This window comes from Pseudonocardia sp. ICBG162 (assembly GCF_020496225.1).
Taxonomy (GTDB): Bacteria; Actinomycetota; Actinomycetes; order Mycobacteriales; family Pseudonocardiaceae; genus Pseudonocardia; species Pseudonocardia alni.
Genome location: NZ_JAHLJD010000013.1, coordinates 2017629 through 2031077 on the forward strand (window position 1 = coordinate 2017629; position 13449 = coordinate 2031077).

At 75.3% G+C, this 13449-nt stretch carries 11 protein-coding genes; 5 read left to right on the forward strand and 6 right to left on the reverse strand.

Annotated features, from left to right (window positions below; all coding sequences use genetic code 11):
- Both recA and KPL60_RS12470 read right to left on the reverse strand, forming a co-directional pair.
- Positions 1 to 1053 (reverse strand): recombinase RecA, encoded by a 1053-nt coding sequence (gene recA, locus KPL60_RS12465; protein ID WP_020624149.1) that lies wholly within the window; start codon positions 1051 to 1053, stop codon positions 1 to 3.
- 259 nt (positions 1054 to 1312) lie between these two features.
- Complete coding sequence (locus tag KPL60_RS12470) at positions 1313 to 1507, reverse strand: DUF3046 domain-containing protein (protein ID WP_226355854.1); 195 nt, start codon at positions 1505 to 1507, stop codon at positions 1313 to 1315.
- A gap of 77 nt (positions 1508 to 1584) precedes the next feature.
- Between KPL60_RS12470 and KPL60_RS12475 the strand changes: the two genes are divergently transcribed.
- Positions 1585 to 1746 carry a hypothetical protein gene (locus KPL60_RS12475; protein WP_167379121.1) on the forward strand — a complete coding sequence of 54 codons (162 nt, stop codon included), beginning with the start codon at positions 1585 to 1587 and terminating at the stop codon, positions 1744 to 1746.
- Positions 1747 to 1755: 9 nt separating this feature from the next.
- On the opposite strand, the gene KPL60_RS12480 is transcribed toward KPL60_RS12475, so the two are convergent.
- Entirely contained in the window at positions 1756 to 3018 is a 1263-nt protein-coding gene (locus KPL60_RS12480; protein WP_226365911.1) for an MFS transporter, read from the reverse strand.
- An 81-nt stretch (positions 3019 to 3099) separates the two neighbouring features.
- Here KPL60_RS12480 and KPL60_RS12485 point away from each other — a divergent pair, with 81 nt between their 5' ends.
- Both KPL60_RS12485 and KPL60_RS12490 read left to right on the forward strand, forming a co-directional pair.
- Complete coding sequence (locus KPL60_RS12485; RefSeq protein WP_226355852.1) at positions 3100 to 3621, forward strand: hypothetical protein; 522 nt, start codon at positions 3100 to 3102, stop codon at positions 3619 to 3621.
- Between the two features lie 60 nt (positions 3622 to 3681).
- A complete protein-coding gene (locus KPL60_RS12490) occupies positions 3682 to 8712 on the forward strand; it encodes an ATP-dependent helicase (RefSeq protein ID WP_226365912.1) in 5031 nt (1676 codons plus the stop codon).
- Between the two features lie 22 nt (positions 8713 to 8734).
- Here KPL60_RS12490 and KPL60_RS12495 read toward each other — a convergent pair whose 3' ends face one another.
- The gene (locus tag KPL60_RS12495) at positions 8735 to 9526 is read right to left on the reverse strand and encodes a carbon-nitrogen hydrolase family protein (RefSeq protein ID WP_226355850.1); all 792 of its coding nucleotides are present in this window, start codon (positions 9524 to 9526) and stop codon (positions 8735 to 8737) included.
- Positions 9527 to 9562: 36 nt separating this feature from the next.
- On the opposite strand from KPL60_RS12495, the gene KPL60_RS12500 reads away from it, so the two are divergent.
- Complete coding sequence (locus tag KPL60_RS12500; protein WP_226355849.1) at positions 9563 to 10204, forward strand: GntR family transcriptional regulator; 642 nt, start codon at positions 9563 to 9565, stop codon at positions 10202 to 10204.
- Here KPL60_RS12500 and KPL60_RS12505 read toward each other — a convergent pair.
- Positions 10194 to 11519, reverse strand: a complete 1326-nt coding sequence (locus KPL60_RS12505; RefSeq protein WP_226365913.1) for an MFS transporter — start codon at positions 11517 to 11519, stop codon at positions 10194 to 10196. The genes KPL60_RS12500 and KPL60_RS12505 overlap by 11 nt on opposite strands.
- Before the next feature lie 121 nt (positions 11520 to 11640).
- Here KPL60_RS12505 and KPL60_RS12510 point away from each other — a divergent pair, with 121 nt between their 5' ends.
- Positions 11641 to 12339, forward strand: a complete 699-nt coding sequence (locus KPL60_RS12510; RefSeq protein ID WP_226355848.1) for a DUF2848 domain-containing protein — start codon at positions 11641 to 11643, stop codon at positions 12337 to 12339.
- Between the two features lie 24 nt (positions 12340 to 12363).
- Here KPL60_RS12510 and KPL60_RS12515 read toward each other — a convergent pair whose 3' ends face one another.
- Positions 12364 to 13287, reverse strand: coding sequence for an endo alpha-1,4 polygalactosaminidase (locus tag KPL60_RS12515; protein ID WP_226365914.1), 924 nt, complete (start codon positions 13285 to 13287; stop codon positions 12364 to 12366).
- Positions 13288 to 13449: the final 162 nt, after the last annotated feature.

Consider the following 13449-nt stretch of genomic DNA (forward strand, 5'->3'; position numbering starts at 1 on the left):
TCAGAAGTCGACCGGGGCCGGGAGGGGCTCGACCGGGCTGGTCTCCTCGGCGTCGACGACGGCGCCGATCCCCAGCTTCTCCTTGATGCGCTTCTCGACCTCGGCGGCGACGTCCGGGTTCTCCTTGAGGAACTTGCGGGCGTTCTCCTTGCCCTGCCCCATCTGGTCGCCCTCGTAGGTGTACCAGGCACCGGACTTGCGGATGATCCCCTGCTCGACGCCCACGTCGATCAGCGAACCCTCCTTGGAGATGCCGACGCCGTAGAGCACGTCGAACTCCGCCTGCTTGAACGGCGGGGCCACCTTGTTCTTCACGACCTTGACCCGGGTCCGGCTGCCGACCATGTCGGTGCCGTCCTTCAGGGTCTCGATGCGGCGGATGTCCATACGGACCGACGCGTAGAACTTCAGCGCCTTACCACCGGTCGTGGTCTCCGGGGACCCGAACATCACGCCGATCTTCTCGCGCAGCTGGTTGATGAAGATCGCGGTGGTGCCGGAGTTGCTGAGCGCACCGGTGATCTTCCGCAGCGCCTGGCTCATCAGCCGGGCCTGCAGACCGACGTGGCTGTCGCCCATCTCGCCCTCGATCTCGGCGCGCGGCACGAGCGCAGCCACCGAGTCGATGACGATGATGTCGAGCGCGCCGGAGCGGATCAGCATGTCCGCGATCTCCAGCGCCTGCTCACCGGTGTCCGGCTGGGAGACCAGCAGGTCGTCGGTGTCGACACCGAGCGCCTTGGCGTACTCCGGGTCGAGCGCGTGCTCGGCGTCGATGAACGCCGCGACACCGCCCGCGGCCTGCGCGCTCGCCACGCAGTGCAGCGCGACGGTCGTCTTACCGCTGGACTCCGGGCCGTAGATCTCGACGACGCGGCCGCGCGGGATGCCCCCGACGCCGAGCGCGACGTCGAGCGCGATGGAGCCCGTGGAGATGGCACTGATCGGGACGCGGGCCTGGTCGCCCAGGCGCATCACCGATCCCTTGCCGTGGTTCTTCTCGATCTGGGCGAGGGCGAGTTCGAGCGCCTTGCCGCGGTCCGGAGCGGACATCTCTTGACTCCTCGCTGGTGGTCGACGATCGGGTCCTGCTGGTGTCTTTCGGGGAGGCACACCACAACGGTATGGGGTACCCCTGACAGTTACGGGCCCGGATCGGCGCCTGTGGACAACTCGTCCGACACCGCGCCGCAGGACCGGTACCGCGAGCCCTGCCGGAACCGTAGACGAACACGCGTTCGATCCGACACCGCGACACGCCGACCGGGCACCCACGGGAGCCGAGCGGTCACCACGACCGCCCGGGGCGCCGCTACCGCCGTGCGGGTGGGACCTCGTAGGCCGCGCAGACCGCGCGCCAGACCCGGCGCAGGTCGAGACCCGCCTCGATCGCCTGCTCGACGGTCCGGCCGCCGAGGTCGGCGAAGACGTGGTCACGGGCCAGCGACGCCGCCCGCACCGGCCCGAACTCGCCCTCCATCAGTTCCCGGAAGTGGCTCAGTCGCACGCCCGCGAGGGTAGACGGGTCACCCGTTCCGTGCGGTGTCCGCCCGATGACGGCCCGGAGCCGGTAGCCTGGGTGATATGTCCGAACTGCTCGCCACCGTCCCGGTCGACGTCGCCGACGAGGTCCTCGCGACGACCGGCATCGGGTCGCCGCTGGCGTGGCAGGTCGTGTCGCTGCTCGCTCTGCTGTCCGCGCTGGTCGTGCTGGTGCGCTGGTGGCTCCACCAGCGCCGTCGCTGAGGGTCCCGCTCAGCCGGCCGCCGGGCGTCCCGTGCGGGCCGCGCGCGCGGCCACCAGCAGGAACGGCACCGTCGCCACGACCACCAGCGCGCCGAGCAGCGCGTAGGACGACACCGTCACGAGCACCCCGGCCACGATCCCGGCGGCGGCGCCGGCCAGGTTCATCGCCACGTCCACCGAGCCCTGCACCCGCGGCCGGTCGGCCACCGCCAGCGACGCCGTGAGCTGCGCCGACCCGCCCACCACCGCTGCCGACCAGCCCAGGCCGAGCAGCACCAGGCCTACCGACAGCAGGCCGGTCGCGGTCGGCGCGGCGAGGGCGCAGACCACCCCCGCCAGCGGCAGCAGCACCCCGGCACCGGCCAGCACCCGCGCCGGTCCGAGCCGGTCGGCGAGCCACCCGAACAGCGGGCTGAGCGCGTACATCCCCGCGATGTGCAGGCTGATCACCAGCCCGACGACCGACAGCGCCGCGCCGCCGTGGTCCATGTGCACCGGGGTCATCGACATCAGCCCGACCATCACCGCGTGCCCGAGCACGATGCCGACCGCGCCGAGCAGCGCGGGGCGCGAGGCCCGCAGCACCGCCCACGGCCGCACCGCCGTGGCCCCCGGCGCGATGGCCGGGGTGCCCGCGCGCTCCCGGGCCCGCAGCAGCGGGTCGGGCCGCAGACCCAGCCACCCGGTCAGGGCCGCCAGGGCGAACGCGACCGCGCAGAGCAGGTACGGACCGGCGACACCGGGCAGCCCGACCGACACGGCCACGGCGTCCAGCGGACCGAGCAGGTTCGGCCCGGCGACCGCACCGACCGTCGTCGCCCACACCACCAGCGCGAGCGCGCGGCCGGCCCGCACCGGCGCGGCCAGGTCGGTGGCGGCGTAGCGCGCGGCGAGCCCGACCGCCGTCCCCGAGCCCACCAGCAGCAACGACACCAGCAGCAGCACCACCGAGCCGGTCGTGGCCGCGACGACGGCACCGACCGCGCCGAGCAGCCCCACCAGATGACCGCCGACCAGCGCGGGACGCCGTCCCCGGGCCTGGGCCACCCGTGCGACGACGGCGGCCGCACCCGCCGCGCCCAGCACGCTCGCCGTCGACGCGACGCCACCGACCGCGGGCGAGCCGGACAGCCGGGAGGCGACCAGCGAGCTCGCCGCGATCGAGGTCGCGACGGCCGTCCCACCGAGCACCTGCCCGATCGCGAGCACCGCCAGCAGGCGGGGCTGGGCGGGGTCCTGCGGCGGGGAGACGGCGTCGGGTGCGGCGGTCACGGACGGATGCTGCCGTGCGACGGCCGCCGCGCGCCAGGGCGTTACGCTCCGGCCCGGCCACACGAGCGGAGGACGGTGGACATGGCGGGCACGACCCCGAACACACGCAGGTCGGCGGGCACGGACGACGCGGAGCTGCAGAACGCCTACCGCATGGTCTCCGACGTGCTGGCCGGAGCGGTGCGCGAGACCCTCGCCACGCCGGGGCCCGACCCGGCCCGGTTCGCCGTGCGCCGGCTGACCGCGGTCGACCGGGACATGCCGCCGGACGCCACCCCGCCCGGCTGGTCGCTGGCCTTCCTGGTGCTGGCCGACTGGTACGACGCCGCCCGCACCGCGCTCGCCGACCACGACGACCGCTCCGAGCGGGCACTGGCCTGGATCGGGAGCAACCTGGGCCCGCGCTACGCGGCCCGGGCCCGCTACACGGTCGCCCCGCTCGTCGACCCGGCCGACGCCCGCGAGACCTCGCACTACGTCGACGCGCTGGGCGTGGACTTCCTGGCGTCGATGGTCTGGACGGTCGCGGCGGTCGTCGCCGAGTTCCCGGCCGAGGACACCGCGGAGGTCTGGCCCCGCACGAGGGCCGACGCCGCCCGCTGACGTCGCAGGTCACGCCCGGTCCGACGGGCGCTCGACGGGTGACTGTCGGACCCCACCCGCATGATGGTCGGCGTGACCGCACTCGAGGGCTTCTCCCCTGCCACCCGCCAGTGGTTCGAGGGGGCCTTCGCCGCGCCCACGGCGGCCCAGGAGGGCGCCTGGTCCGCGGCGCAGGCCGGGCGCAACGCGCTCGTCGTCGCGCCGACCGGGTCCGGCAAGACCCTCGCCGCGTTCCTGTGGGCGTTGGACCGGCTCGCCGCCACCCCGCCGCCCGCCGAGCCGAAGCACCGCTGCCGGGTCCTCTACGTCTCACCGCTCAAGGCCCTCGCCGTCGACGTGCAGCGCAACCTGCGCTCGCCGCTGACCGGCATCCGCCAGGCCGCGCAGCGGCTCGACGAGCCGGTCCCCGACATCACCGTCGGGATGCGCACCGGCGACACCCCGGCCGACGAGCGGCGCCAGTTCCAGCGCACCCCGCCGGACGTGCTGGTGACCACCCCGGAGTCGCTGTTCCTGCTGCTCACCTCGGCCGCGCGGGAGTCGCTGCGCGGGGTGACGACCGTGATCCTCGACGAGGTGCACGCCGTCGCCGGGACGAAGCGGGGGGCGCACCTGGCGGTGTCGCTGGAGCGCCTCGAGGAGATCACCGAGGCCACCCCGCAGCGGATCGGGCTCTCGGCGACCGTGCGCCCGGTGGACGAGGTCTCGACGTTCCTGTCCGGCACCCGCCCGGTCGAGGTCGTGCAGCCCGCGATCCCCAAGACGATCCGGGTCGAGGTGCAGGTCCCGGTGCCCGACCTGGCCGCGCTCGACGAGCGGCCCGCCCCGGGCAGCACCGACGAGGAGGTCGTCGGGTCCGCCGCGGGCACGGCGCGCAAGCCCTCGATCTGGCCCGCCGTCGAGGAGCGGCTGCTCGGCCTGGTGCGCGAGCACCGTTCGACGATCGTGTTCTCCAACTCGCGCCGGCTCGCCGAGCGGCTGACCTCCCGGCTCAACGAGCTCGCCGCGGAGCAGGAGGCCGCCGCCCTGGAGGAGGCCGCGGACCTCGACGCCGACGCCCCGGGTGCGTTCCCGGCCGAGGCGGTCGGGCAGTCCGGGGTGGGCGGCGGGGCCGCGCCGACGGTGGCCAAGGCCCACCACGGCTCGATGTCGCGCGACCAGCGGACCCTGGTCGAGGAGGAGCTGAAGTCCGGCGTGCTGCCGTGCGTCGTCGCGACCTCCAGCCTGGAGCTGGGCATCGACATGGGCGCCGTCGACCTGGTCGTGCAGGTCGAGGCGCCGCCGTCGGTCGCGTCCGGGCTGCAGCGGGTCGGGCGTGCCGGGCACCAGGTGGGCGCGGTGTCCGAGGGCGTGGTGTTCCCGAAGTACCGCGGGGACCTCGTGTCCTGCACCGTCGTCGCCGAACGGATGACGACCGGGTCGATCGAGTCCACGCGCTACCCCCGCAACCCGCTCGACGTGCTGGCCCAGCAGATCGTCGCGATGGTCGCGATGGAGTCGTGGCAGCTGTCCGACCTCGCCGCGACGATCCGCCGGGCGGCCCCGTTCGCGGCGCTGCCGGACTCCGCGCTGCACTCGGTGCTGGACATGCTGGCCGGGCGCTACCCGTCCGAGGAGTTCGGCGAGCTGCGCGCCCGCATCACCTGGGACCGGGTCACCGACGAGCTGCGCGGCCGCCCGGGCGCGCAGCGCCTGGCCGTCACCTCCGGCGGCACCATCCCCGACCGCGGCCTGTTCACCGTGATGACCCCGGGCGGCGCGGACGGCGCCGGCTCGCGGGTCGGTGAGCTCGACGAGGAGATGGTCTACGAGTCCCGCGTCGGGGACACGTTCCTGCTGGGGACCTCGTCGTGGCGGGTCGAGGACATCACCCACGACCGCGTGATCGTCACCCCGGCGCCGGGGGTGCCCGCCCGGATGCCGTTCTGGAAGGGCGAGTCGATCGGGCGGCCGCTGGAGCTGGGCCGGGCCGTCGGCGCGTTCGTGCGCGAGATGTCCGGGCTGGCCGACGCCGACGCCCGCGAGCGCGCCACCGCGGCCGGGCTCGACGAGTGGGCCTGCGACAACCTGCTGTCCTACCTGCGCGAGCAGCGCGAGGCGACCCGGCACGTGCCGAGCGACCGCACGATCCTGGTCGAGCGGTTCCGCGACGAGCTGGGCGACTGGCGCCTCGTCGTGCACTCGCCGTTCGGGGCGCAGGTCAACGGGCCGTGGGCGCTGGCGATCGCGGCCCGGATGCGGGAGCGCCGCGGGGTCGAGGTGAGCGCGTCGGGCGCCGACGACGGGATCGTGCTGCGCCTGCCGGACGCGGTCGACGACAACGGCACCGAGGTCGTCCCGAGCGCCGAGGACGTGCTGCTGGAGCCGGGCGAGATCGAGCAGATCGTCGTCGCGGAGCTGGGGAACTCGGCGCTGTACGCGTCGCGGTTCCGGGAGTGCGCCGCGCGGGCGCTGCTGCTGCCCCGCCGCGACCCGCGCCGCCGCAGCCCGCTGTGGCAGCAGCGTCAGAAGTCGGCGCAGCTGCTGAGCGTGGCGGGCAAGTTCGAGCAGTTCCCGATCACCCTGGAGGCGATGCGGGAGTGCGTGCAGGACGTCTACGACCTGCCCGGGCTCCGCGAGCTGATGGGCGACGTCGCCTCGCGGAAGGTGAAGGTCGCCGAGGTCGAGTCGTCGCAGCCGTCGCCGTTCGCGCGCAGCCTGCTGTTCGGCTACGTCGGGATGTTCCTCTACGAGGCCGACGCGCCGCTGGCCGAGCGCCGCGCGGCCGCGCTGTCGCTGGACTCGACCCTGCTGGCGGAGCTGCTCGGCTCCGAGGCGATCCGGGAGCTGCTCGACCCGGAGATGCTGGCCGAGATCGAGGGCCAGCTGCAGCGCACCGACCCGGACCGGCACGCCCGTGACATGGAGGGCGCCGCGGACCTGCTCCGCTTCGTCGGTGACCTGTCCGAGGCCGACGGGCGGGCCCGCGGCGTCGACCCGGCCTGGCTGGCGCAGCTGGAGCGCGACCGCCGGGCGCTGCGGGTGCGGATCGCCGGCGAGGAACGGTTCATCGCGATCGAGGACGCCGGCCGCATCCGGGACGCGCTGGGCACGGCGCTGCCGGTCGGGGTGCCGGAGGCGTTCACCGAGCCGGTGCCCGACCCGCTCGGGGATCTCGTGCTGCGCTGGGCGCGCACGCACGGGCCGTTCACCGCCGCCGAGCTCGCCCGCCGCTTCGGGCTCGGCGTGGCCGTGGTCACCGGGGTGCTGGAGCGGCTGACCGGCATCGGTCGGCTGATGAAGGGCGAGCTGCGCCCGCAGGCGTCGGTGCCCGCCGGTTCCGGCGGCGAGCTGGAGTACTGCGACGCCGAGGTGCTGCGCCGGCTGCGGCGCGCGTCGCTGGCGAAGCTGCGGCACGAGGTCGAGCCCGTCGAGCAGCGCGCCCTCGGGCGGTTCCTGCCGCAGTGGCAGGGCGTCCAGGTGCGGTCGGGCTCCGAGCGGCGCGGCCGGGTGCGCCGCGCACCGGGTGCCGAGGACGTGCTCGGTGTGGTCGAGCAGCTCGCCGGGGCGCCGCTGCCGGCGAGCGCGGTCGAGTCGCTGGTGCTGCCGGCCCGGCTGCCGGGCTACACCCCCGCGCTGCTCGACGAGCTGACCGCCGCCGGTGAGGTGACCTGGGTCGGGTGCGGAGCGCTGTCCGGGCAGGACGGCTGGCTGGCGCTGGCCCCCGCCGACGTGGCGGACCTGCTGCTGCCCGCCCCCGACCTGGACACCGCGGGCACCCCGCTGCACACCGCGGTGCTGGCCGCGCTCGGGCTGACCGACCTGGCCGCGCTGACCGATCCGGAGGCCGCACCGGACTCCGGGGGCGGTGCGCTGTTCTTCCGCGAGCTCGCGACCCGTGCCGGGGTGCTGCTGAAGGAGCAGGACGAACCGGCCCCCTCCGACGACGACGTCGTCGCCGCCGTCTGGGACCTGGTCTGGGCGGGTGCGCTCACCAACGACACGCTCGGCCCGCTGCGGGCCCGGCTGTCCGGGGGCGGTGGGCGGCGTGGCGCGTCCGGGCGTCAGGGCGGGGCGCACCGCACCGCGCGGCGGCCGGCCCGCGGGCGCTACGCGCAGCTGCGTGCGGGGCGGCCGTCGATGCCCAGCCGGACCGGGCCGCCGTCGGTCGGCGGGCGCTGGTCGGTGGCCGTGCCGCGCGAGCCCGACGCGACCCGTCGTGCGCACGCGGCCGCGGAGGCGTTCCTGGAGCGCCACGGCGTGCTGACCCGGGGCGCGCTGGGCACCGAGCGGGTCACCGGCGGGTTCGCCGCGGTCTACAAGGTGCTCCGGGCGATGGAGGAGTCCGGCCGGTGCCGGCGCGGCTACATCGTCGAGGGGCTGGGCGCGGCGCAGTTCGCGGTGCCGGGCGCGATCGACCGGGTCCGGGCCCTCGCCGGGACCGACGGCGGCCCGTCCCCCGCCCAGCCGACCGGTCCGCGCCGCCTCGGTGCCGGGCCGGGCGCGGTCGTCGCCGATCCCACCGACCGCGCCGGGTCCGCCGACCCGACCGTGGACGGCGAGCCCCTGCCCGACGACCTCTCCGGCGACGTGGCCGGGTTCCCGGGGGGCGACGACCCGTACGCGGGGGTACCCGACGACCTGCGCGGCGGCCTGGGCAGGCTCGGCGGCGCGGGCCGCCACGGCGAGTTCGACGGCGGCGCCGGTCGCCGCCCGCAGGCGCCGCGTGAGGCGTGGCGCGAGCTGTCCCGGGTGGTGCTCGCCGCCACCGACCCCGCCCAGCCCTACGGCGCGGCCCTGCCCTGGCCGGACACGACCGGCGAGACCCGGCACCGCCCCGGTCGCAAGGCCGGCGCCCTGGTCACCCTGGTCGACGGGGCGCCCGCGCTCTACGTCGAGCGCGGCGGGAAGTCGCTGCTGTCGTTCACCGAGGACCGCGACGAGCTGCGCGCCGGGGCCGAGTCGCTCGCCGGGGCGGTGCACGAGGGCTGGCTCGGGTCGCTCGCCGTGGAGCGGGCCGACGGGCAGGACTCGCTGGTCTCGGCGCTGTCCGAGGTGCTCACCGAGGCCGGGTTCCGGGTGACGCCGAAGGGGCTGCGGCTGCGGGCCTGACCGGCGACATCACGCACCGGGGTCAGTACCGACGGTTGGCCAGGACCGGGACCGCCCGGCGGGCCGCGGTCACCGCGTCGAGGTCGAGGTCCACGACCAGGGTCCCCGGCGCGGCGTCGAGCGCCGCGACGAGCGAGCCGGTCGGACCGGCGACCGCGCTCATCCCGATCCCGGTCGGGGCGCCACCGGGGACCGGACGTCCCGCCGCCTCCGGGTCCGCCTGGTCGCAGGCCGCCACGAAGGCCGTCGTGTCGAGGGCCCTGGCGCGCACCAGCAGCTCCCACTGCTCACGCTTGCCCGGCCCCGCGCCCCAGGACGCGGGCACGACGACGACCTGCGCCCCGGCGTCGCCGAGGGTCTGGAACAGGCCCGCGAACCGCAGGTCGTAGCAGGTCGCGAGGCCGACCCTCACACCGTCGACGGTGACCGTGACCGGCTGGTCCCCCGGGGCGACCGTGTCGGACTCGGCGAACCCGAACGCGTCGAACAGGTGGATCTTGTCGTAGTGCTCCTCCACACCGGGCCCGGTGACGAGCAGGGTGTTGCGGACGCGGCCGTCGTCGGCGGGGGTGAACATCCCGGCGACCACGATGACGCCCGCGGCGGCGGCGAGCTCGCGGACCCGGGACGCCCAGGGGCCGTCGAGGGGCTCGGCGACCGGGCCGAGCGGCACCCCGAAGCGGCACTGGGTGGCCTCGGGGAACACGACCAGCCGCGCGCCCCGGGCGGCCGCGTCGGCGACGCCGTCGGCGACCAGGGCGAGGTTCTCCGCCGGGTCGGTGGTGGCGGCGATCTGGACGAGGGCGATCCGCATGCGTTCTCCTGGGGTGGTTCGGTGTATACGTGTCGTATGCCGACGTCACGGGAGTCCGGTCGCGAGCGCGCGTTGCACTACCTGCGCGAGACCGTCCTGGTCGATCCGCAGGTGCAGGGCACGTTCCTCAACGAGAACGAGCTCGCCGGCCGGATCGGGGTGTCGCGCACGCCCGTCCGTGAGGCGTTGCTGCTGCTCGTGGCCGACGGCCTGGTCGAGATGTTGCCCGGTCGCGGCGCCTACGTGCCACCGTTGACCGGCCGGCAGATCTCCGAGCTGATGGAGCTGCGCGGGGTCCTGGAGCAGCATGCCGCGCGCGCGGCGATGGACGCCTGCGGCGTCCCGTTCGAGGCGATGAACGCGGCCCTGGACCGGCAGCGCGAGCTCGCCGGCGCCGGCGGGGACCCGGCCGAGTTCATCGAGCTCGACATGGTCTTCCACCAGGCGCTCGTCGACGCCACCGGGAACGCGCTGCTCTCGCGGACCTACGCCGGGCTGCGGGTGCGCCAGCGCCGGGTCGGCGTGACCGCGCTGTTCCGGACCGAGGACCGGCGGCAGGCGGTCTGCACCGAGCACGGCCGGATCGTCGAGGCGCTGGCCGGCGACGATCCCGACGCGGCGGCGAAGGCGATCGACGAGCACCTGCAGCTGACCCTGCGCGTGCTGCTCAGGGCGTGAGGGCGAGGTAGGCCTCGTCCTCCTCGTGGTCCGGGTCGCGGCCGATGAGCAGCCCGACGACGGTCAGCGCGCAGGCGACTGCCAGGTAGGTCGCGACCGGCACCCAGTTGCCCGACCCGCCGGACAGCGCGGTGAACGCCAGCGGCGCGACCGCGCCGCCGACGACGCCGGCGATCGTGTAGGCCAGCGAGCTGCCGGTGTAGCGCAGCCGCGGTGAGAACTGTTCGGTGACGAACGCGGCCTGCGGGCCGTACATGAACGAGTGCAGCGCGAGCCCGACGACGATGCCGACGACGAGCAGCGCGAACGAGCCGCCCGAGATCATCGGGAAGAAGACGAACGGCCACACCGCTCCCCCGATCGCGGCGACGCCGTAGACGAGGCGCCGGTTGAACCGGTCGGTGAGCGCGCCGGCCAGCGGGATCGAGGGCAGCTGCAGCGCCGAGCCGATCAGGATCGCGCCGAGCACCTCCGACCGGGAGAACCCGAGCTGGGTGGTGGCGAAGGTCAGCACGAAGACGGTGAACAGGGCGTAGCTGACGTCCGGCCCGATCCGGCTGAGGATCCCGGCGAGCAGCGGGCGGCGCTCGGCGGTGAACACCTCACGCACCGGCGCCGACGGCCGGTCGCCGGACTCGGCGATCGCGCGGAAGACCGGGGTGTCCTCCAGCTTGAGCCGGATCCACAGCCCGAACGCCACCAGTACCGCCGACAGCAGGAACGCCAGCCGCCAGCCCCAGTCCAGGAACTGCTGGTCGGTCAGCAGCAGGGTGAGCAGGGCCAGGACGCCGTTGGACAGCAGGTTGCCCGCGGGCGGGCCGACCTGGGCCGCCGAGGCCCAGAACCCGCGCCGGCGCGGCTCGCCGAACTCGCTGGAGAGCAGGACCGCGCCGCCCCACTCCCCGCCGACGCCGACGCCCTGGGCGAAGCGCAGCAGCACCAGCAGCACCGGGGCGGCGACGCCGATCGTGCCGTAGGTCGGCAGCAGACCGATGAGGAACGTCGCGACGCCGATCAGCACGAGCGTGATGACCAGGACCTGCTTGCGGCCGATGACATCGCCGAGCCTGCCGAACACGACACCGCCGAGCGGGCGCGAGACGTAGCCGACGGCGTAGGTCGAGAACGCGAGCAGCAGACCGGTGACCGGGTCCGCGGCCGGGAAGAACAGCACCGGGAACACCAGTGCGGCCGCCGCGGAGTAGACGGCGAAGTCGTACCACTCGAGCGAGGTGCCGGTGAGGCTCGCGACGAACGCCTTGCGCAGGTCACGGCGGTCGACCGGTGGTGACGAGGAGGCGGACGGCGAGGTCATCGCGGGCTCCCGGGGTCGGAGGTGGTCGGTGGGACGGGGCTCATACTTGCTGTATACACAGTGTGTGCGCAACCCTCGTGCACATCGGTTACGCGACGTACACATCTGACGGAGGTCCCCCGTGACGCTCGAACTGGCCCTGCCCGACGGCAGCACCCGCTCGGTGGAGGTCCACCGGGTCTTCAACGCCGGGTACGCCGGACGTGCCCAGGAGGAGGTCGCCGCGCACGTCGCCGAGCTGGCCGAGCTGGGCGTGCCGGCCCCGGACACGGTGCCGGCGCTGTACCCGGTCTCGCCGTACCTGGCGTCGCAGACCGACCGGGTCCCCGCCCAGCACGACCGGACCTCCGGCGAGGCGGAGTGGGCGCTGGTCGTCGGCGACGACGTCACCGACCCGCTGCTGACCGTCGCCTGCGACCACACCGACCGCGCTCTGGAGGTGCACGGCGTCGCGTGGAGCAAGAACGCGGGTCTCGACGTCCTGGGCCGGAAGGCCTGGCGGCTGTCGGAGGTCGCCGACCGGCTCGACGACATCACCCTGCGCGCGTGGGTCCGTCACGGCGGCGACCACGACGGCACCGAGGAGCTCGTGCAGGACGCGACGCTGGCCGCCCTGCTCCCGCCCGGGTACTGGGTCGACCTGCTGCGCGAGCGCGGCTGGCTGGTGCCCGGCACCGTCTTGCTGTCGGGGACCGTCGCGATGAGGTCGGGTGTCGACCAGTTCGCCGACGCCTGGCGGGTGGAGCTGCACGACCCGGCCAGCGGCGACACGATCGGCCTGGCCTACGAGGTCGACCGGCTCCCGGAGCCGATCGGCTGACGGCCGCCCCGGGCGGAGGGCCGGTCAGCAGGCCCGGTGGACGTATCCGGGATCGCCCGCGGGGACCAGCAGCCGGTCGCGGACGACCGTCGTCCGCGGACGCCGGCCCGGGTCCCCGCAGGCGGCGGGATCGGCGTCCGGGCCGTCGACGTACTCGACGTCGAGGACACGGTCCCCATAGGCGGCGGTGAAGGCGCCGCACTCGTCGAACGCGACGCACTCCTCGGCGACGGCGAAGTCGTAGCCGCGCGCGGGCAGCCGGTCGAGCAGGTCGGTGGCGTTCTTCTGCCCGACGGCGAGGCCCCGCGCGTGGACGACCCCGGCGAGGTCGACCGCGAGGGCCTCGGCGTCGTCGGCGGTGAACGCCCCGCCGGACCGGGTCCACGAGTCCAGGTTGTCGAGCTCCACGGCGTCGAACCCGGCGGCGGCGCAGCGGTCGACGACACGGGTGACGACCTCGGCGACGCCCGCACGACGCTGCGGGGTGGAGATGTCGAGCAGCAGCTCGTCGGGCCACCCGGGGTCGGCGACGGGCTCGCGGTCGCCGCCGCGCAGGACGAGGTCTGGGTGCTCGCGCAGCCACCGCTCCCGGTCCTGCGGCTGGGTCTGGAAGGCGTTGACGTAGCAGACCGACCAGGTACCGGGGGCAGGATCCGCGGTGCTGTCGCGCACGACGATCCCGGTGCCCGGCGGGGGCGGGTAGGCGCCGCCGAGCTGGTAGTCCGCACCCGCCCCGGCCGGGAACGCGCGGCGGAGGCCGGTCGCACCCGCCGGCGCGGACGTGTCCACGGCACCGGGGTCCGGTGCCCCGGGGGTGGGGACGGTCGCGCACCCGGCGAGCAGCACCGCCGCGACGGCGAGCGCCCCGCACAGCGCGAGCCGCCGGCACAGCGCGAACGGCAGGCACAGCGCGAGCGCCCGGCCGTGCCCGTCCACGCCGCCCGTCACCGCGCCCTCCCCCTGCCGCGAGCCCCACCGGCCCGCCGCGATCTCCGGTACCGCCGCACCCCACCGGGCGGGCACCGGTCCGCCCGTCCCTGCGCCACGTGTCGATCCTCCGGGCGGCACCGGTCCGCCGTCCGGAGGGCCACGGTGCCGATCCTCCCCCGC

Excerpts from the sequence above, each read along its gene's own strand:
- KPL60_RS12495 (WP_226355850.1), bottom strand. The coding sequence starts at position 9,526 with ATGCGGATCGCCCTCGTCCAGATCGCCGCCACCACCGACCCGGCGGAG.
- KPL60_RS12490 (WP_226365912.1), top strand. The coding sequence starts at position 3,682 with ATGATGGTCGGCGTGACCGCACTCGAGGGCTTCTCCCCTGCCACCCGC.
- KPL60_RS12500 (WP_226355849.1), top strand. The coding sequence starts at position 9,563 with ATGCCGACGTCACGGGAGTCCGGTCGCGAGCGCGCGTTGCACTACCTG.
- KPL60_RS12475 (WP_167379121.1), top strand. The coding sequence starts at position 1,585 with ATGTCCGAACTGCTCGCCACCGTCCCGGTCGACGTCGCCGACGAGGTC.
- KPL60_RS12485 (WP_226355852.1), top strand. The coding sequence starts at position 3,100 with ATGGCGGGCACGACCCCGAACACACGCAGGTCGGCGGGCACGGACGAC.
- recA (WP_020624149.1), bottom strand. The coding sequence starts at position 1,053 with ATGTCCGCTCCGGACCGCGGCAAGGCGCTCGAACTCGCCCTCGCCCAG.
- KPL60_RS12505 (WP_226365913.1), bottom strand. The coding sequence starts at position 11,519 with ATGACCTCGCCGTCCGCCTCCTCGTCACCACCGGTCGACCGCCGTGAC.